The sequence below is a fragment of the Flavitalea flava genome, assembly GCF_054461575.1.
The window spans coordinates 150,071-170,829 of record NZ_JBTLQH010000006.1 but is presented as its reverse complement, the minus strand read 5'-3'; the positions used below and the strand labels follow the sequence as shown (position 1 = coordinate 170,829).

Annotated in this window: 7 protein-coding genes; 4 read left to right on the top strand and 3 right to left on the bottom strand. The window is 45.8% G+C overall.

All coding sequences use genetic code 11. From position 1 onward, the window contains the following. The first annotated feature begins 8 nt into the window (after positions 1–8). Together ACX0G9_RS08540 and ACX0G9_RS08535 are read left to right on the top strand one after the other, a co-directional pair. Positions 9–7,883, top strand: a complete 7,875-nt coding sequence (locus tag ACX0G9_RS08540) for an RHS repeat-associated core domain-containing protein (RefSeq protein WP_459064463.1) — start codon at positions 9–11, stop codon at positions 7,881–7,883. 20 nt (positions 7,884–7,903) lie between these two features. Next, on the top strand, positions 7,904–8,530 hold the full coding sequence (locus ACX0G9_RS08535; protein WP_459064462.1) for a hypothetical protein: 627 nt from the start codon (positions 7,904–7,906) through the stop codon (positions 8,528–8,530). 379 nt (positions 8,531–8,909) lie between these two features. On the opposite strand, the gene ACX0G9_RS08530 is transcribed toward ACX0G9_RS08535, so the two are convergent. Then, on the bottom strand, positions 8,910–14,327 hold the full coding sequence (locus ACX0G9_RS08530) for a PKD domain-containing protein (protein ID WP_459064461.1): 5,418 nt from the start codon (positions 14,325–14,327) through the stop codon (positions 8,910–8,912). Positions 14,328–14,885: 558 nt separating this feature from the next. Here ACX0G9_RS08530 and ACX0G9_RS08525 point away from each other — a divergent pair. Together ACX0G9_RS08525 and ACX0G9_RS08520 are read left to right on the top strand one after the other, a co-directional pair. Further along, positions 14,886–16,820, top strand: a complete 1,935-nt coding sequence (locus tag ACX0G9_RS08525) for a T9SS type A sorting domain-containing protein (protein ID WP_459064460.1) — start codon at positions 14,886–14,888, stop codon at positions 16,818–16,820. Positions 16,821–16,976: 156 nt separating this feature from the next. Next, positions 16,977–18,362 carry a flippase gene (locus tag ACX0G9_RS08520; protein ID WP_459064459.1) on the top strand — a complete coding sequence of 462 codons (1,386 nt, stop codon included), beginning with the start codon at positions 16,977–16,979 and terminating at the stop codon, positions 18,360–18,362. 6 nt (positions 18,363–18,368) lie between these two features. Here ACX0G9_RS08520 and ACX0G9_RS08515 read toward each other — a convergent pair whose 3' ends face one another. Continuing rightward, positions 18,369–20,126 carry a GMC oxidoreductase gene (locus tag ACX0G9_RS08515; protein WP_459064458.1) on the bottom strand — a complete coding sequence of 586 codons (1,758 nt, stop codon included), beginning with the start codon at positions 20,124–20,126 and terminating at the stop codon, positions 18,369–18,371. Between the two features lie 15 nt (positions 20,127–20,141). Continuing rightward, on the bottom strand, positions 20,142–20,717 hold the full coding sequence (locus tag ACX0G9_RS08510) for a gluconate 2-dehydrogenase subunit 3 family protein (RefSeq protein WP_459064506.1): 576 nt from the start codon (positions 20,715–20,717) through the stop codon (positions 20,142–20,144). Between the last annotated feature and the right edge of the window lie 42 nt (positions 20,718–20,759).

The window sequence follows — 20,759 nt, the reverse complement described above, 5'->3', positions numbered from 1 at the left end:
AGCTGTTTATGTCAATAAAAAAAATCAAGCGGGTTATTTTTGTTTTTATAATTATTCAACTGGTCTTCGGAAGGATTCAAGCTCAGTTCGAAGAAGGACAGGTAAGCCGTCAATTGAATTCCATCTCCTGTAATCAGGCTTTCCCTTCCGTACCCAATACCGTCAGCTATACTAGTCTTGGAGAGGCCTCCAGAAAAATAAAAAACATTCTTAGGTTTAAATTTAACGAGTTACAACCTACCGGTTCACCAGGATCACCCTTGCTATTTTTTAATTCCGGGTTTCTTGCAACGGCTACCCTGAAAGTGGAACTTTGGGAGTTAGCCTCTTCAGCTGGAAACAACCCGGACTTAATCATGACTCCGGTATTAAGTGTAAATTATGACCCAACCCCAGGGAGCAAATATAATCCTGTCATGTACATGGAATTGAGTGGAACAACCTCTTACGAATTGGTGAGGGTGACGATCAACAATATTGTGTACACGAATATGTCAAATGGTTGGACGGAGGCCAATGTGAAGCCCTTGCTCACCTTGGAAAATGAAATGCAAATACTCCGGTATTTTCCTTTATCAAATACTCCGTCCCAATTGGCACCTACAGGTCTTACGGGCAGCTACGATGGGATAAATCATTCCGATCAATTATCCTTGTCCTGGAACTTTCCTGCCGGATCGAACAATAATATTTCTCAATTGGAATATGCCTGGGTGGAAAACGAAACAAAAGGGTTTTATAATATCAATGGAGTCTTCGATGCTAATACATTGTTCAGGACAAATAGCACCCGTATCGATATCGATTATAATGGCAGCAATTATAATTATAATGTCCCGCTATTATTACCAGCTGATCCGGGTAATGGAGGAGGGACTTTGTATTACAGGGTCCGGGCGGCGCTTAGAAAAAACGATGGCAGCCTGATCTCAGGCTCCTGGTCTTCTCCCCAGACCTTTAGTAATAACGGGCATCAACCCAATATGAACTGGCAGTCCTCGACCATCTTTGCCGAAAACGGAAAAAGTAAGACGGTTATTCAATATTTTGACGGCACCCTACGGGGAAGACAGACAGTCACTAAGGATAATAACACAGGGAACACTACCGTAGCTGAAACGATCTATGATCTGCAGGGAAGACCGAATGTCCAGATTTTACCAACGCCAACCCTTTCCACGGCAATTCAGTATTTCAGTGATTTCAATCGCTTTTCTAACCAAACGACCAACGACAATCCGGTTAAATACTTTGATCTTTCAGTGGCAGGAACACAGTGCCAGGGCTCACCAAAACTGGACATAACCAGGGGTAATGGGCAATATTACTCAGCAAATAATCCCTGGAAAGGTGTCGAAAGTTCAGCAAATCTTATTCCAGATGCCAATGGATACGGTTATACCGAAACAAGGTATACGGATGACCCAACGGCCAGGGTGAGCAGGCAGGGCGGAGTAGGCCAGGCCCAACAGATCGGCAATGGACATGAGACGAAACTTTATTATGGTAAGCCTACTCAAAATGAGTTGGACGCTTTATTTGGGACCGAAGCTGGTGATGCGACTCATTATTTCAAAAATATGGTCCAGGATGCCAATGGTCAGATGAGTATTAGTTATATTGATATGCATGGTCGAACAGTCGCCACTTCCTTGGCCGGAAATTCACCTCTGAACCTTTCCACAATCAATAACAATCCCTCATTTTACCCTGTTTCATCCGGACAATTGACCAATAATTTCTTAACTCCGGCCAGTAATATTATCAAAAACAATTCGATCGAATCCATCAGTACGATCTTATTACCATATAATACCCCTTATAATTTCACTTATCAATTAAATCCCGCTATATTCCAGCAATTCGATTGCAACAACCATCAGGTCTGCTTCGATTGTAAATATGATTTGGAAATATCTATTCGTCAGGAAGATTGTAACGGGGCATTACCAATCGTTAAGCATTTTAATAATCTCCAGATGGTACCCGCTAACCAGGCTTGTGGCACTCCTATGGGTTTTACAGGTGATGGAATTAATACTCCTACTAATCAGATAAATTTCCAGATTCCCCTTACAACAGGCTCATGGGTAGTCCGTAAAACACTGACTATCAATGACTCTCTTTTTAGGTTACGCGAAGATAGTGCGATGAAGGTCTTTTTATGCAGGACTCAGAAAAATATACAGGATTCGGTTTTTGCTGTTCTTTCAACCGCCTCCAATTGCGGTACACCTGCTGCTGCCCGTAATTGCACAACTTGTCAGGCCCAGTTGGGAACCTATTCAACCTATAAAGCTAATTACCTTATTGCACTTGGGGGCAGCTCCACCCTGACAGACGACGCCATTCATGCCCTATTCGCCCAGGATTCCCTCGATTGCGCAGATGCCTGCGGCATTTCCCTACACCCGGCATTGGGTACGCTAACTCAAATCCGAGCCCAAATGCTGAACGATATGAACCCTTATGCCGGGCAATACGCAATTGCACCATCTATGGTCAATGGCTCCAACCTGGAGGCAAAATATAATATTTTTACTACTTCCTACGCCGGAAGCCCGGGAATAAAGCCCTATTATAAAAACCCAGTGTCAGAACCTTCCGGAGCAGCTACGTTTTATGCAACTGCTGACGGAACTATTGATTATAGCGTTTATCCTAACGGAGATCCTACTGATAAATCCGTTCTGAATGGCTTATCTACTGATGGTTTTACATCCATGTATGCCCGTAACTGGGCAGCCCAGCTGATCTACTATCATCCGGAATACAGCAAACTACATTTTGCAGAAACCACACTAAAATCATCTTATACCTGGCTGGACAATGTTATGCAATGCAATACCTACGCAGACGCATTAGCAAAAGGATATTTGAATCCCCTTTCCAGTGACCCATATTTCACCTTCAATAGCAATCAGGGGTATGTATCATCAGATAGAACAAATATGTCCAATTATTTGACTGTCAGTATAAATCCCAACTCCACTGTTGGGTATACCATTTGGCTTTTAGCGAATGGTATTGCACTAGGCGATACGACCCAGCCTGTCAGTATGCGGGCGTACTATACGGGTACCATGAATAAAACAGGTATTGATCCATCTGCTACGACTACAATACAAAAAGATGCAGTATGGCAGGCGTTTAGAAGCCAGTACCTCAACTATCGGAATGAAATGGTCCTTTCCTATATAAATGCTCAGCAGGCCGGCATACTATCAGCTGCAGCTATGTCAGAATTACAAACTGAAGGTAAGCAGCTTCGATTTGCTAATGGCAAAAGCCTTTCATCGCAGTGGAATTGGACATGGTGGGATAAAGCAACCAATCTTAACGCAGGAGATTCTGTTGGCTTAGCGACACTCGCGAATACCTACGTTGCCGCCAATTCCACGGATCATTGTATTGCCCAAAGGCCATTTTGGCAATCAAGACTTATGCAGTGTGAGCAATTACAGCAGTTCTTACTGAATCAGACGCATAGTGATTCCGTGAAAGTAACCAATATCATTAATCTTATTTTAGATTCACTGGTAATGGTGTGTCATAACTCTGTGGACAATAATAATCCTTCCGGAGCATCAAACGTGAATCCTGTTAAGTTACCTGTTGCGCCATCAAATTTTGAAGACATTATTAATCATGTCTTCGCATTGAATGGAATTGTGACCTTACCCGGAAATTTTTATTTTTGTAACCCATATTCTGTGGATTATCCTAAACCTTATAATAGTAATCCGCCGGTTTTCGTAAATCAAAGGGCAACTGTCGACACTTGCAATTGCAGACAATGGACCTTATTAAAGGGAGCAGCCAAAACGGCGGGATTTGATACGACCAGTCTTGGCAGTATGAATATTTTCCTGGCGGTAAATTATAACGACACAATTTCCTTACCTCTTTGGCAGGGATTGCTGCAGTGTAATACCTTTAATTGGAATAGCGTTGCATGTTTCCCAAGGCAAGGAGGTGGCGGTGGGGGCGCTGCCTTAACCAAGCCTTCCGGAAATACAGGAATATCAAAACTTTCAGGAGATTCCGCGCAGCTAAAATCAAGTTTGCAGGCAAAAGTCTCTCCATCGGGAGGTGCCACCCCGCAGTTTAGCAATGACTCCTGCGTGACCTACTATAAACCTATTATTTTGGGCAGTACTGTTGTTATACCGCCCTTCCTGAATTGCGGTTATGTGCAACCATGTCTCAGTTGCGCCTCCCTACAGAATTATACGATAGCCTTCCGTTTATTTTACCCCACCTATGCCGGAGTACCTTATATTAGTGGTGTATCGGTAGATACCGGTATGGCCAAACAGAATGCATTATGGGCCCGTTACCTTAATTTCAAAACAGGATTCAACAAGACTGCCAATGAATATGCAGCTGCCTATTTGTCCTGTAACCTGAGCGCGCCTGTTACCGACCTCGACTTAACCGATCGTAATGCGCAGCCCCCTTCCGGATCGACCTTACCCCTTTTATATACTGCCAGCAATAGTGTCACGTTTGATCAGGGGTATATTAGTTTTCCAATGGATAATTTTGAGACCCTTATTTCAGCGTTTCCGGGGTTGTCGGGTACTGCACTTTGCGCACTGGATAAGCCTCTTACCTATATCGCTTTGCCGGACACCACTCAATTCAATCCTTGTCAGCAGGTACAGGAACAGGCAAATTTTATTGGGTTACTCTTATTTCAGCAAAGGAGTGATTTCCTTAAAGCTAATTTTGACAGTTTGTACAAGGCACAATGCCTTAGCGTACAAGCAACCGAAATTTTTTATGCAACCTACCAGCCATCTGAATATCACTATACCCTTTATTATTATGATCAGGCGGGTAACCTACTCAAAACCTTATCTCCCGCAGCAGTCAAACCAAACTATGGATCGACCTATTTGGTTCAGGTCCAGAATGCCAGAGCATCGTCAACTGATCTGGCAAACAGCACCAATATCGAAAATATGGCCGTGCAATACCGATATAATTCATTGAATCAGGTAATTGCCCAAAGGACTCCCGATGCCGGTTCCAGTTATTTCTGGTATGACCGGCTGGCAAGATTGGCCGTCAGTCAAAATGCAAGACAGGTCATTGACCCATCTTACAGCTATACTCTTTATGATCAATTGGGGAGGATCACGGAAGTCGGACAAAAGCCCCAAACAACTGTCATGACTCAGGGTATTAGTCAGGATACAACGGCTTTGAAGAATTGGTTAAGTGATTTAACCAATGGAGGGATCAAACAACAAATTACCCGAACTGTGTATGACCAGTCTTATCCAGGTTTTGCCACTGCAATCCCTCTGTCCCAGCTCAATTTGCGCAATAGGGTATCTTATACACAGGTCATCGATTTAGATAATACCAATTTAGTCCCATACCGGGCGGCGACCTTTTATAGTTACGATATTCATGGGAATGTGGACACTCTCCTGCAGGATTATGGGAATACGAGTGTAATGAACGCCTATGCCAATCGATTCAAGCTTATTAAATATGATTATGATCTTGTCAGCGGAAAGGTCAACCAGGTAAGCTATCAGCCGGGAAAAGCGGACGCATTCTATCATCAGTACAGTTATGATGCAGAGAATCGATTAATTGGAGTGAGGACCAGTCAAGACTCCATTCAGTGGCAAAATGATGCCGCATATCAGTATTACAGACATGGTCCCCTGGCAAGGGTGCAATTGGGAGATTTGCAGGTTCAGGGAGTTGACTATGCTTACACCCTGCAAGGTTGGTTAAAATCTATCAATCCGTCATGGGTGAATGATCCTTCCACAAATGATCTATATGATACTGATGGTACGGGGACAACCCCTTTGTTTGAAAGAGATGCCTACAAGGTAAATCTGAATTACTTCGATGACGGGACCTACTCCGATTACAAACCCCTTTCCCCTCCTACAGGGTATATTCAGGGAAATGGGTTGCCAACCGCTCAAAAAACCAATTTGTACAATGGTAATATCGGCAGCATGGCCGTCAATATTCGCAAACTAGCCGCCAGCTCCGCCAATGCATATGCCGGTCCTATGATCTACAACTATAAGTATGACCAGCTGAACCGATTGACAAGTATGGATGCCTGGGCGGCAAATGGCAGTTTTGGCCCTACAAGTACAACTCCGATGTCCGATTTTGCCGAACGGTTTAGTTATGATCCCAATGGGAATATATTAACACTCAATCGCAACGGAACGACAGGTACCGGTCTGTCCCTGGCCATGGATAACCTGAGTTATCAATATCTCTATGTAAAAACAGGAGGTAGCACCGGTGAATATATTCCAGGTCAGGCCCCGGCAACTGGGGTCGATCATCTGACCAATCAGCTATCCAGTATCAGGGATGCCGTTCCGGGAATTGGTTATGATGATATCAAGAACCAGACCGGGCCAAATTATAAATATGATGCTATAGGCAATATGGTAGCAGATTCCCAGGCTAGGGTCACCAATATAGCATGGAGTGTTTACGGAAAGATCCTCAGCATGGCTAATGATAGCGGAACAATAACATACACTTATGATGCCGGAGGTAATCGTATCAGTAAAACTGTCAAGGGGATTACAACCTGGTATGTAAGAGATGCTTCCGGAAATGTAATGTCAACCTACGTTCAGGGAGATAATTCCAGGAATTCAGGGGCATTAACGCAGACAGAGGCCCATGTTTATGGTAGCAGCCGATTGGCTATATTAAATTTAACCGTAAATTGCTCCAACCTTGGTTTGGTACAAAATAGATATTTGGTTCGAGGTAGTAAGCTCTTTGAATTATCGAATCATTTGGGAAATGTGCTGGTGACGATCAGTGATAAAAAAGTTCAGCATTCGTCAAATACTTCCACAGTGGATTATTACAATCCCGAAGTAACCAGTGCCAATGATTATTACTCTTTCGGAATGCCAATGCCTGGAAGGACATTTAGTAATGGCACTTATCGATATGGGTTTAATGGGAAGGAGAATGACAATGAGGTCAAGGGGATAGGGGATCAAATTGATTATGGGATGCGGGTGTATGACCCGAGGTTGGGGAGGTTTTTGAGTGTGGATCCGCTGACCTTTAAATATCCATTTTATACCCCATATCAATATGCTGGAAATAAGCCCGTATGGAAAATAGATGTGGACGGACTAGAAGAACCTGATGCGGAAGGAGGAATTAAAGACAAAGAAGAAATACTAAAAGAAGAAGATAAGGAGGAGGAACAGGCAAAGATCCGTAATTCATTAAAAGGCCCTACTGCAGAAGAAGAAGTTGCGAGAAAAAAAGGAATCGAAGAATGGCTTAGGAAATCACCAGAAGACAGAGCAAAAGAGGGAGTAGGTTCGTTTTTTAGGAATCTGCGGAATGGCTTTATGAATTATGGGCAAAACGCCTTAAATGCCGCACAAGGTGCGTTGACTGGAGTAAGTAATGATCCGGGTTGGAAAGTACACGAGGAGGCTGTATATAATGATCTAGTTAAAAATAATCCACAAGGCCAGTTTGGTAAACAAATCACATTAGATATATATAATAAAGACGGCAGAATGGAAACAATTACAATTGATTTTTTATCCAAGTTACCGACTAGTCCTGTGTATGAATTGGTGGATGCAAAATTTAGTTCTGTTAAGGATCTTACAAATACAAATTCAAAACCGCAGTACACAGAAAGTCAAAGCGCATCCTATAGATGGCTTAAAAATAATGAGGTTGCAGCAGTTATTCCTCGAGGACTCAATGCTGCAAAAGCTGGGTTGGTTGTAGGTCAGGCAATCAAGGTTAATCCACAAGTCAAAATTGCAGTCGCAATCCCTCAGACTGCACAGAATGCGGCGCAATATGGATCAAGGGGCATATTGTATAATAATTATTAAATAGAATAAATAACATGTACATGCTAAAAACAGAAATGAGTTCAATAATAAAAAAGGATTTAGGAGTTTTTTTAAAGAACTATGGATATAAATTCAATACGAAAGCGGCAGGGTTTTTAAGATCTTTTGAAGGTGGATTTAATCAGATTGGGATTGCGATCTTTGATTATCGCCCCAAATTCCTGGTATCTCCTTTTTTTCTTATAAGGATAGATAAGGTTGAACAAATTGTTCAAAAGCATGTTTTAGTAATGGAAAAGTATAAGGATATTACTTATACATTCAATGTAGGAATTGAACATTTTACTGGAATAAAGGAATACGAAATTAGAACAGAAGAAGAATTACACAAACTGCTAAGGCAAATCAAAGAGGTTTACGCTAATGAAGTGGATACTTTTTTGAGGCATTATTCTGAAATTGGAAATTTGAATAAGGTATTAAACGAAGAGAATAGAAAAATAAATGTGATAAATGAACCGGATAATTATATTCGTTCAATAATAATAGCAAGGTTAAATGGCAATCCAAATTTTAGCGAAGTAGCCGAAGGCTATTTCAATAAATATTTAAAAGAATATAGTTTAGATATAGAAGATGGACCAAATAGAATTAGAGAAACAATTAATTATTTAAATAGCATTTAAATATTGAGCCTTATTTTATGTTGGGAAGGCTGGTAAAATATCTGATTTTATTAGTAATTAAAATGAATCTTGAATTTAGGGCCTACACCTGCACCTCTACGCTCCACGGCTGCCCATACTCCGCCGATGCGCATTTTTTTTCGAGCAGATTCTGCAGTTGGGGAAACTCTTTGTTGAAGAAAGAACAAATGCCTGGCTATAGCTCCAGTAAATGAGAAAAAATGGCGCAGAGCGGTGTATGGGTAAGCCGGAGAACCTAAAGCGAAATAACCGGCACAACAAAACATCCCTAAAAAAATTAACAAGCCCATAAAATAAAACCGCCCCGAAAGATAAATCCTCCGGGGCGGTTTCTTTATATATATCAATCATTCAAGCCTTAGTCAACGACCACCGTAAAGGTCTCTGGCTTATTTCTTCCAGGGAATTGAATACTCAGGAAATAAACTCCTTTACCAAGACCCGTTACCGGTATCCGCTGCTGGAAGGAAGAGAATTTCTTTTCGCTAATCACCGTCCTGACCATTCTGCCGCCGGCATCATAGAGACTGAATTTCACCTGGCCCAGATAATCGTTATTACCTTCCACATTTATCTGATTATCCGTTATCGGATTCGGGTACAGTTTCACGTATCCGTCGTTGCGCAGGTTACTTTGAACATGTACCAGCACAGTATCCGAAGAAACGGCGTTTTTATCATCCTTGACGGTAAGTACGAACTGGTAATCTCCGATGTTCAGCTGCCCTACATTCGTAACGGGAACGTCAGCATTGGATATGGTTGTCTCAGAAGGTCCTGACAACATTTTCCAGCTATAGGAGGTTATGGAACCAACCTTAGCGTAAGACTTGCTACCATCCAGGGTAGACGTGGTCGAAGCCGGGTAGATAATGGTCGTATCGGTTCCTGCATCTGCTACCGGAGCCATATTGGTTATTAACGAAGTGACAGTGATCTTCACCTTCGCCGAACCTGTGTCCCCCTTGTCATCCGTAACTGTCAACAGGAATTCATACACACCCGGCAATATTCCATATACCGTCGGAGTAGCTGTCGTCGCATTGGTCAGGGTAATGCCGCCTGCACCTGAAGCCTGGCTCCATTCGTATTTCACGATCGTGCCATCCGGATCGGAAGAAGCCGAACCATCCAGGCTAACCGGGTATAAGGTAGATACAGACTGATCAGGACCAGGATTGGCAATAGGAGCCTTATTGGCCGGAAGCGGATTAACCGTTACCTGCACCAGATCCGTTGCCGGTATTCCGGAGTTATCCGTCACCGTCAGTTGGAAAGTATAAACTCCTTCCACCAGATTGGTTACACCGGTTTGAGACTGTCCTGCATTATTTATGGTAGCCGTCGAAGGACCTGTTTTTTGTACCCATGCATAGGAAACGATCGTTCCGTTTGTTTCCGATCCACTGCCCGACAGGATAGAATAGTTAATAGGCAGCGTGATCACCTGGTCGGTTCCCGCATTGGCAGAAGGCGTGCCAGGAACCACCGGGGCCGGATTAACGGTTACCTTTACGGCATCTGTTGCCTCTACACCGGAATTATCCTTTACTGTCACCTGGAAGGAATAGGCACCCTGCAGCAGGCTGCTCACCGTTGTCTGTGCCTGACCGGCTGTAACGATCGTCGCCGTCGAAGGACCGCTTAACTGTGTCCATGTATAGGATATAATGGTTCCTCCGGTCTCCGAAGCAGTTGCTTTTAATGTCGCGGTATTGACAGGCAGCGTAATGACCTGGTTGGTTCCGGCATCTAACACGGGAGGCCCAGCCACTACCGGCGCCGGGTTAACCGTCACCTTTACAATATCCGTAGCCTGCACACCCGAGTTGTCGGTCACGATAATCTGGAAGGTATACACGCCCTGCACAAGTGCATTAACCACCGTTTGCGCCTGACCGGCAGTAACAATCGAAGCTGTCGAAGGACCGCTCGATTGCGTCCAGGCATAAGTTACGATGGTACCACCCCCTGTTTCGGAAGCAGTAGCCGCAAGCGTGACTGTATTGGTTGGTAGCGTGATGGCCTGGTTTGATCCGGCATCGACAACAGGTGTCCCTGGTACAGGTAAGGCGGGATTCACCGTCACCTTGGTCACGTCTGTTGCAGTAACACCGGAATTATCTTTCACGGTCAATTGGAACGTATAAACGCCTTGTATCAATCCGCTCAGGTTGGTCTGTGCCTGACCCGGAGTGGCGATAGTGGCTGTAGATGGGCCGCTTAATTGCGTCCAGGTATAAGATACGATCGTGCCATTGGTCTCCGTTCCGCTGCCAGTCAGCGTTGCCGTATTTGCAGGAAGCGTAATAACCTGGTCGTTCCCGGCACTGGCAGACGGAGGTCCGGGAACAATACCCGGATTCACTGTCACCTTGGTCACATCCGTTGCCGTAACACCGGAATTATCTTTCACGGTCAATTGGAAAGTATAAACACCCTGAATCAGTCCGCTCAGATTTGTCTGGGCCTGACCAGGAGTAGCGATAGTAGCTGTAGAAGGACCGCTCAATTGCGTCCAGGCATAAGATACGATGGTACCATTGGTCTCCGTTCCGCTTCCTTTTAGCGTAGCGGTATTTGTAGGAAGGGTAATGCTCTGGTCAGCTCCTGCATTAGCAGAAGGAGGTCCGGGAATTACCACAGCCGGGTTCACCGTTACTTTGACGGTGGCCGTAGCTGTCACGCCCAATTTATCGGTGACCAATAATTGAAAAGTATATACGCCCTGTAACAATCCACTGACACCCGCCTGTGCGAGATTGCCATTTGACAAGGTTGCCGTGGAGGGACCGGTCAATTGTGACCAGGCATAGGACATGATCGTTCCACCGGTTTCCGAACCGCTGCCATTCAATACGGCGTTGTTCGTTGGCAGGGTAATCACCTGGTCTGCTCCTGCATTGGCAACAGGTGTTCCCGCAGGTCCGCTGACGGTTACTGTAACTTTTCCACTGATGGTCCCCGTATTATTATCGGTCTGTTGCAGATTAAATACATAGGTTCCCGTTGTCAATCCGGTCACCGTTGTGGCTGCAGAACCAGGGGTCGTGATCGTCGCCCCGGCAGGACCGCTTATTTGTGTCCATTTATAAGAGGCCACAGTAAACCCTACCGCATCGATACCATTTACAGCAACCGGAGAGGCCTTTATCAGGCGGGCCGGTGTTCCTGTTCCGCTCAGATTGACCGTATTACCCGTAATGGTCTGAGGGGAACCTGCATTGATCGTCGGTAAAGTGAAATTATATGCCTGATATTTATTGGCGATCGGCGTAACCATCTTTGGAGCGAGTATATCCATAGAATTTGGATAAAATTGCTCCTGCAGGTTGATAAAGCCATTCCCCAGGGCCAGGGCCTTGTTTCTTCCCCAGCTATATGCACTATCGTTTTCGTCAAGCGCATATTTATAATAGGACATAAAATTGGCTGCAAAGATCTTTTTCCATTTGATACCCGGAGCAATCTGGATAGACGGCGCACCGGTATATCCTTCACCCTTGGTAAAAGTCCAGGAATAAGGGGCGCTGTAGGTTTCCATATGGTTGACCTTCTCTACCCCATTTCCCAGTTCCCCCTGGGAATTGTCGCCTATTCCGAACATCCTGCCCAATGAATCGATATAATGGATTGTGTTGGCATTGGCTGCAATTTCTTTGATTGGCACGGTTACATTCCATAAAGCTTTTACGGACGTCGGTTCGTTGTAGGCCGTATTGCCACCCCAAAAACTGAACTCTCCTCCATATATATATGGATATCCCATCGACTGGCTTCCAGTAACATCAGGAATGATACATCCCTGGTAATTAAAGGCAGAACCAAAGATATCTACGGCAGCCCGGGGAATATTTTTCTTAACAGGTGTGAGACCGCCTCCGTTGGTCCAGTCATATACCTGTCCGTCCTGGGTCAGGACAATGATACGGCCGCCCATGACCACTTTTTTGACCTTCATTCCTGCCGGCGATAACTGAACCGGCTGGGTGATCTTTGCCCCACCGTACAAATTATAAACATCCGTACCCCAGAGCCAAAGACTTCCGTCCGTGCGGATACTGGTATAGGTAGTAGAAAAACCGTAGATGGCCACATTGTTATTGAAAGGCCCACCGGTAGCATCTGTCGAAACCCGGCTCATCGGCGTCGTGTTTCCGCTTTCCATCCATACATAACCCTGATCATCCAGGGCAAAGAGCAGGTTAAATCCTGTAGCTACATCGACTACCTTTCTGGCTCCCAGATCATATTTCTGAAAGACTTTATTGTAAAAAGAATAAAAATTGCTGTCGCTGTACAAATAACCGGTCCGGTATTCGGTAACGGCTACTTTCCGCATCACCAGACCCGATGAGGGTGGTCCGGGAGGTATGACAGGTGCGGTATTCACAACCACCTGGATATTGCTTGTAGCACTTACTCCTGCACTGCTGGTCACCGTAAGCATAAACACACAGGTTCCTGCGGTTAAACTGGTAACTGTTGTAGAAAGAGCTCCCGGAGTAGTGATTATTGCAGTCGGGCCGCTGACCTGTGACCAGGCATAGCTGGCAATAGTCGTTCCGGAGGCGGGTGTAGCCGTTCCGGTAAGCGTCACCGTACTGGTGGGTAAGGTAATTCCGATATCGGTTCCTGCATTAACAGTAGGCGGAGTCAGGACCGGGCCAGCTGCTGGGCTGACCGTCACCTGTATATTACTGGTCGCGCTTACACCTTCACTGCTGGTCACCGTGAGCATAAAGACGCAGGTACCGGCGGTTAATCCCGTAACTGTTGTGGAAATTGCTCCCGGAGTAGTGATCGAGGCAGTCGGACCGCTGACCTGTGACCAGGCATAGCTGGCAATGGTCGTTCCGGAAGCGGGAGTAGCCGTTCCGGTAAGCGTTACCGTACTGGTGGGTAAAGTTATACCGATATCAGTTCCTGCACTTACAGTAGGCGGAGTCAGAACCGGCGTAGCCGAAGAGCCTACCAGGGTGGAATCCCCCTGCCGCAGCATCCACTGGAAAATACTTTCACCGGTCTTATAAGTTCCCATCGTATTGGGATCGGCGCCTGTTGCATTATTAGGTCCTAATGTCCCAACGGATGTCCAGTTGGTAGCGGAAGGATCATACATGGAATTCCAGCAGCAATGTGCGCCTCCGCCTATGCTTTCATAAGAAAAATAGGCAGAACCCGGCGCACTGGCATTCATATTCTGGGAAACCTTGGCGACCTGTCTGAAGTCACCGGTCCCTTCCAGGCCGAAAAATTTACCTTTGTATTTAGTAGCCCAATAACCAAATGAATCAAAGGAGCCTGGTCCTCCGATCTGAAATGGCTTTGCGGCAGCGGAGACCCCGGTGGACTGCCCTTCAAGGGCCACCAAACTGGTTATTAATTTCATTCCGGTCTCATCGCCTGCACTCTTTTGATGACATATTAAGGAGGTCCATGAAAAAGATCCCATACTCAGACCTCCCATATGAACCGAACTTCTTTTAATATGGTAGGTTTTAAGAATATGAGTCAGGACCATACATAATTCCGTGGTCTGCGGCCAGGCTTCGCTCGCCTGCACACTGATAATAATGGGATAATGTTTGCCATTTCCCAGCATTACGCCGCCATCCCATCCATTAACGAGCCAATAGTGAGGTCCGTATTTGGCGATATTCGCAGGATTTGTACCCACTTCACCGACGCCGCCCATAGTAATAATGGCGGGGCGCGATGTCGTATCGGGATCGCCCGCAACGAACATATTAGCCGGACGCGTTATCCTTAACATATAGGATAAATTCGCGTAACCGACAACGAATGTCGTATCGTACGTAATGAAGTTGTGGGATTCAGTCTGTGAGTAAGCGGACCTAGGGTCAAAAAGCGATACACTAATACATAGTAGTACCGTTAGGGTGAAAAATCTACTGGCTTTCATAGATTACTGGATTTAGGGTCGATCAATTGAATGATTCTAAACAAAGTATACATAATGAATACATCAATACCAAGCTGGCAAACAAGTTGAACGCTCAATACTTCTGCTGTTCATTAAGGATATCGGATTATTCGAACAACTCTGTTAGTTAGCGAAAATTATGCCAAACCGTAGAGACTTTTTCCCATTTTGGAGAATTATTCCCACAGTGGTTTCCCCACATTAATTTCACGGGTGATTATTAAAAACCTCTTATCTTTAACCCCTATACGCCAATATCCCCGAAATTCATTTTCCTGATTCAAGTGTTGAATGACACTTCAATTTACCCTGATTCACATATCCACTGAAACTCCTACTCATTAGTTACCTATTTTGCCCTTATTGATCCTCAAAACAACTTTAAACATGAAAAGGAAACTTTACACATTCTTAGTATTGATTTTAAGTGCCGGTGGGCTGATGGCCCAGGCACCCGGAGGCGTACCCACCCTGCTTAAGATGTGGGTCAGGTCTACTTCCGGTACCTCTCTTACTGGTTCCAATCTTACCACATGGACCTATGTCAACGATGCCACTAAATCATTTACGGCCGCCTTGGCTGACGCTCCGGTTTTCACCAACTCTGTTATTAATTTTAATCCCGCCGCTGCGTTTACTGGTGCCCAATTTATGGATGGCCCAACGGGAGCAAATGCGCCTGTAACAGTGAATAATTCAGACTATAGTGCCTTTGTAGTTTGGCAATCCACTACTATCGGGGCTTTCCAGCGTATTTGGGAACAGCGTAGCTCAAGTGCAGTTGATATTGACGCATTTGCTATTTCCACCAATAATACATCGAGCGGCAGTACTGGCCTTTATGGTGATGAATACGCATTATCACCCTTTACTCAAGGCTTACAAAAGTCATATACTCAGAATGCATGGAATATTAGCCAAATTAATTTATTGAACCAGCCTTCATCAGATCTTGAAATTCTAGATGCTCAAACATATAACCTTGGTGCTCCTGGTGTGTTCGTTTTAAGCACTACTGATGTTTCTACCCCTCCTAGTGGCGGTGATCGAAGAAAATTAAGTGATCAGTATAATCGCATGGGTGCTAACTGGGATGGAGCACAACCTTTGAATGGCGCAATCGCCGAGATCATCGTATACAATCGTTCAATCAGCGGAACCGAAAGAGCCCAGATCTTTTCATACCTCGCTTTAAAATATGGAGTCAACCTGGGTACGAATCTGGTTAACTCTACAGGCACAACCATCTGGGATGCTACCGCCAACGCTTCATTTAACAATGCCGTATTCGGCATCGGACAAGACAACAACGGCGGTCTGAACGTGACCCAATCCAACAGCATCGTAACCGGAAGCGGTGATGGTACAGGACAGTCCGCCCAAGGGAATGTAATCCTCTCCAATCCTTCTGCCCCGGTAGATGGCGGATTCCTCCTGATCGGCAATGACGGAAACTCGTTTACCGAAACAACTACCGGAGCGCCTCCCGCCGCACCCGGAATCGGCATCATGGGCCGCACATGGAAGGTTCAGGAGACCGGAACTGTAGGAACTGTTGATCTGAGTATCGATTATACCGGTTTATCTCCGGCAGGAACCCCTGGAGATGCCAGCAAATTCAGATTGGTAGTTAGCCCCTCAGGCGGCACCGATTTTAGCGGGACGACTACGATCTACAGCCCTACCAGTTTCTCCAATGCCAATCAGGTAGCTAACTATACCGGAGTCATGTTAAATGATGGTGCAACCCTCACCTTTGGTAGTACGGCTACCCCGCTTCCGGTAACCTGGAAGAGTTTTACAGGAACCCTGAGTAACGGTAAGATCAATCTGAACTGGACTATCGATAATAATAAAGAAGGCAAAGTATTCGAAGTCGAACATTCTGCGGACGGGGTTCATTTCACCAATGTAGGATCAGTTCCCAATAACCCTTCTGTCAAATCCTACAGTTTTGTTTATAGCCCGGATGCTACGGATACCAAACATTATTTCCGCATTCATGAGGTCGATCTGGATGGTCAGGCCATTTACAGCAAAATCATCAGTGTTGCCTCCAGGACGGATGATTTCACCCTCCGTGTGTTGTCCAATCCTGTTATAAACAATTCCGTTGAATTGGAGATCAATGCAGGAAGATCCGGCAATGCTACTATAGAGGTATGGTCTGCAACGGGCACAAGGATCGCCGCCCGGCAACAGTATATCAGCAATGGTACAACTCCTGTCTCTATTCCGCTTAGCAATGCGGCTGCAGGAAATTATATCGTTCGTTTCCGGCTGGGAGACACTATAGTGAACCAAAAGATCGTAAAACATTAAAGAATTAGGGTAAAGGATTTAGGCTGAATAATTCTTTTTACCTCTCCATCACCCCTGTTATCTGTTTAAAAGACAGATAACAGGGGTGATTTTTTATTTTTCAGTATGTCCATTTTTTCTGTATGTTTGACCAATCACTTCGTTAACTTTCAAAGATTGAAAAAACACTTTTCTTCATACTGGATCCGTTCCGCTTTTTATACCTTCCTTCAACGATTTTCCCTGACCTTCTTCGGCTTTATCAACCTGATCCTGCTCACCCGGACCCTGTCCATCCCTCAAATGGGAACCTGGGCCCTTTTCCTGACCATCACCGGCATTTTCGAGGCTACCAAGAGTAATCTGCTAAAGAACGCTCATATCAAGTATGTAAGCGGCAGCAGCAGTCCTGAGGAACAAACGGAGATCGCTTCTTCTTCTTTTCTGATCAATGCCTCGATAACTATAGTCTTTATATTACTGATCCTCCTTTTTTCCAACTGGCTGAGCAGGTGGTTTAAGACAGGGCTCGAATTTGCACATATGCTGAAATGGTTTATTCCCGGTATGGTCTTCATGATCTTTTTTGCGCATCTGGAAGCTGTGCAACAATCCAACCTGGATTTTAAAGGAGGATTTGCCGGATACCTGGTTCGCCAGTTCATTTTTTTTGGGGTGATCCTTACCTATTGGATCCTGAAGATCCCTTTATCCCTGGAAAAATTAAGCATGTATCAATCCATCAGTATCGGGTTGGGCACCATCGTCCTGTTCTGGTATACCCGAAAATATCTGCTCTACCGGTTTAAGGCCAGCAAACGCTGGATCAAAAAGATCGTTGGATATGGCGGTTATATTTTCGGCTCGGGTATGATCGCCAATATCAGCAATAATCTTGACCAGCTGATGACCGCCAAATTCATCAACCCAAGCTCGGTAGCCTATTACAACGTGGCTTCCCGGATCAATGTTCTGGTGGATATCCCTTCCTATGCCGCATCCGAGATCCTGTTCCCAAAGGCATCCCGAGCGTCAGTGGAAGAAGGAAAAGAAAAAGTGAAATACCTGTATGAAAAAATGGTGGCCGTTTTGCTGGCCTTTACGATCCCAACTGCCTTTTTTATTATCCTTTTCCCCCGTCTGTTCACCCTCATCGTTGGAGGACGCGCCTATGCTCTTGCCGCCCCCATTTTGCAATTGTATATGATCACCGGTATCCTGCGGCCAGCTCAGAATCAGGCAGCCAATTTGTTGAATTCGATTGGCAAACCGGGCCTGGTCTTCGTTACCAATACCGTTTATTTAGTCGCTTTCCTGGGTATCAATTATCTCTGTCTTTCCCATTTCGGTTTTTATGGAGCCGCCATCGGAACCTTGATCACCAGCATGACCGGTTTCATCGTCTGGTATTTTATCATGCGCAAACAAATAGATCTGGAATTGGGAAAAATCCTTCATTATACCCTGGATACCTATAAGGCCATCTACCGGCAGATCACCGGATTTTTATCTAAAAACAAAGGAGCGGTGGAAGAAGCAGCGGTGGAAAAAGGTAAACCCTGAAGGTCATCATAGATTCCCCTTTTTTAATTCATTCACCGCATAATCGCAGGCCCTTGCTGTAAAGGCCATATAGGTCAATGATGGGTTAGCCGTACCAGAAGAAGTCATACAACTTCCATCGGTGATAAACACATTTTTTACGTCGTGCATCTGGTTAAAACCGTTCAATACGGAAGTTTTGGGATCCTTTCCCATCCGCACCGTTCCCATTTCGTGAACGGCGGACCCTCCCGGCTGAAGATGACTGTAGGAGCGGATATTTTTCATCCCGGCCACCGTCAGCATTTCCTCGATACTGGCCTGAATATCTTTACTCATCGTTTTTTCATTCTCCTGGTATTCAAAATCGATCCTGACGAGGGGCTGCCCCCAGGCATCATTTTGATGCGTATCCAGCATGATTTTATTTTCAAAGTAGGGCAAGGTCTCTCCCCAGGCCCCAAGCCAGATCCCCCATGGCCCAGGCTTAAGCAGTTGTTGTTTGAAATTTTTCCCAAAACCGGACAAAGCTGCTCCCTGCGCCCGCCAATCGGCACGTCCTCCCATACCCTGCAGGCCAAATCCTCTTTTATAATCCTTACGGTCCCCGGAGGAACCCATGTTCCTGAACCGCGGCATATAGATCCCCACCGGTCTTCTGCCGGAATAGTATTCCTCCGCATAACCCTCGATTTCCGCCTCAGCCCCGGTTCCGGTAAAATGATCCATCAAATTATGGCCTACCTGACCGCTTGAATTACCCAGCCCTTCCGGGAAGCGGCCGGATTTTGAATTCAACAGGATGGCGGCGGTGGCGATCGTTGACGCATTCAGGAAAACGATCCGCGCATAATAAGCGGTTACCTGCCGGGTATGAGCATTCATGACCATCACCCCTCTTGCCTTTTGCTGTTGTTCATCGTAGATGATCTCCGTCACGATCGAATCCGGCAGCAGGGTAAGATTACCCGTTGCTGCCGCAGAAGGAAGTGTCGCGGCATTACTGCTGAAATACCCGCTGAACGGGCAGCCCCGGACGCAAAGATTGCGGTATTGACATGGCCCCCGGCCATTCCATCCCTGGCTGAGGTTAGCCACACGACCAATGGTTACCAATCTGTCGGGATAATGGGAACGTATTTTTTGGGAGAAAAGATCTTCGATACAATTCATCTCCATAGGCGGAAGGAAATTGCCATCCGGCAAGGTCGCCCAACCTTCTTTTTTCCCGCTGATACCGACATAGGTTTCGACATAATCATACCACGGAGCCAGGTCTTTATAACGGACAGGCCAATCCACACCGATTCCCTCCCTGGCATTCGCCTCGAAATCCAGATCGCTGTAACGGTAACATTGTCTTCCCCAGGTAAGAGATCTCCCGCCGACCTGGTAACCTCTCACCCAGTTAAAAGGCTTTTCCTGCACATAGGGATGTTCGCTATCCTTTACGAAGAACAGATTTCCGCCGGCATCCCCGTAGGCGGTCTTCAGGGGATTGGCGGCCTGCTCTTCCCGGGTATTGTTCAGCCGGTGCTCGAAATCCCAGGGATTCAGAGAGGCGGTAGGATAATCCTTTATATGCTCGACCTGACGGCCTCTTTCCAGAACCAGGGTTTTCAGACCTTTTTCGCAAAGTTCTTTGGCCGCCCAGCCCCCGCTGATTCCCGAACCGACAACGATGGCATCGAAAGTTTGTCCCTCCCTGCTTTTACCGTCCCTGATTTCAGGGATCTGCTGGTTTGTCTGTTTGACGTCTTGGTTTGCCTGTTTAGGGTCTCCCATGGTGTTCGATTATGATTAACTGGTCGCCCAGGCTTTTTGTCCGGGTTGCATCGGGATGCATCCATGGAAACTGCCGGGAATATAAAGGTAGGCCAGACCCCGGGTAGCTCCGGGCTGAGAGGTACAATATCCTTCTACGGTATAAGTTTTTAAGAGCGTAAAGAAGGATCTGCCCATAACCCGGCCCTGTACTTTCCCCGCAATTCCACCGTAAGGCTTGCCCTTTTCTTCAAAATAGGCCAGTGCTGCTTCCTGCTGCCCTGCATCGCATTGTGGATAAGCTTTGCCGTATTTATGGGTGCAATGACCCTGGATGTCCTTTAAACCATTGATGAAGGTATGCTGCTCCTTTCTTTCCAGGCAGTCCTTTATCATTTTCAGGATAAAGGAGCTTACGTCGGCATCTGTGGCGCCGGGGCTGTCCGTAACCGGCAGGATAGTCTCCGCCAGGGCCCCGATCAGCGATTTTTGCTCCGTGGCATAAGCCAGGTCAGGAGCTCTCCGGATGGAAAACCATTTATACCCTCCCGCCGCAGCAAGGATACCTGCTCCCGAAAGTGATATACGGATGATCGCCTTGCGCCTGTTCATAGGCTTCAAACATACTCATTTTTTACCTAATTTTTTATTCCC

What these genes read in the sequence shown, in the direction of transcription:
- ACX0G9_RS08535 (WP_459064462.1), top strand. Translation starts at nt 7,904, where the DNA reads ATGCTAAAAACAGAAATGAGTTCAATAATAAAAAAGGATTTAGGAGTT.
- ACX0G9_RS08510 (WP_459064506.1), bottom strand. Translation starts at nt 20,717, where the DNA reads ATGAACAGGCGCAAGGCGATCATCCGTATATCACTTTCGGGAGCAGGT.
- ACX0G9_RS08515 (WP_459064458.1), bottom strand. Translation starts at nt 20,126, where the DNA reads ATGGGAGACCCTAAACAGGCAAACCAAGACGTCAAACAGACAAACCAG.
- ACX0G9_RS08540 (WP_459064463.1), top strand. Translation starts at nt 9, where the DNA reads ATGTCAATAAAAAAAATCAAGCGGGTTATTTTTGTTTTTATAATTATT.
- ACX0G9_RS08530 (WP_459064461.1), bottom strand. Translation starts at nt 14,327, where the DNA reads ATGTTAAGGATAACGCGTCCGGCTAATATGTTCGTTGCGGGCGATCCC.
- ACX0G9_RS08525 (WP_459064460.1), top strand. Translation starts at nt 14,886, where the DNA reads ATGAAAAGGAAACTTTACACATTCTTAGTATTGATTTTAAGTGCCGGT.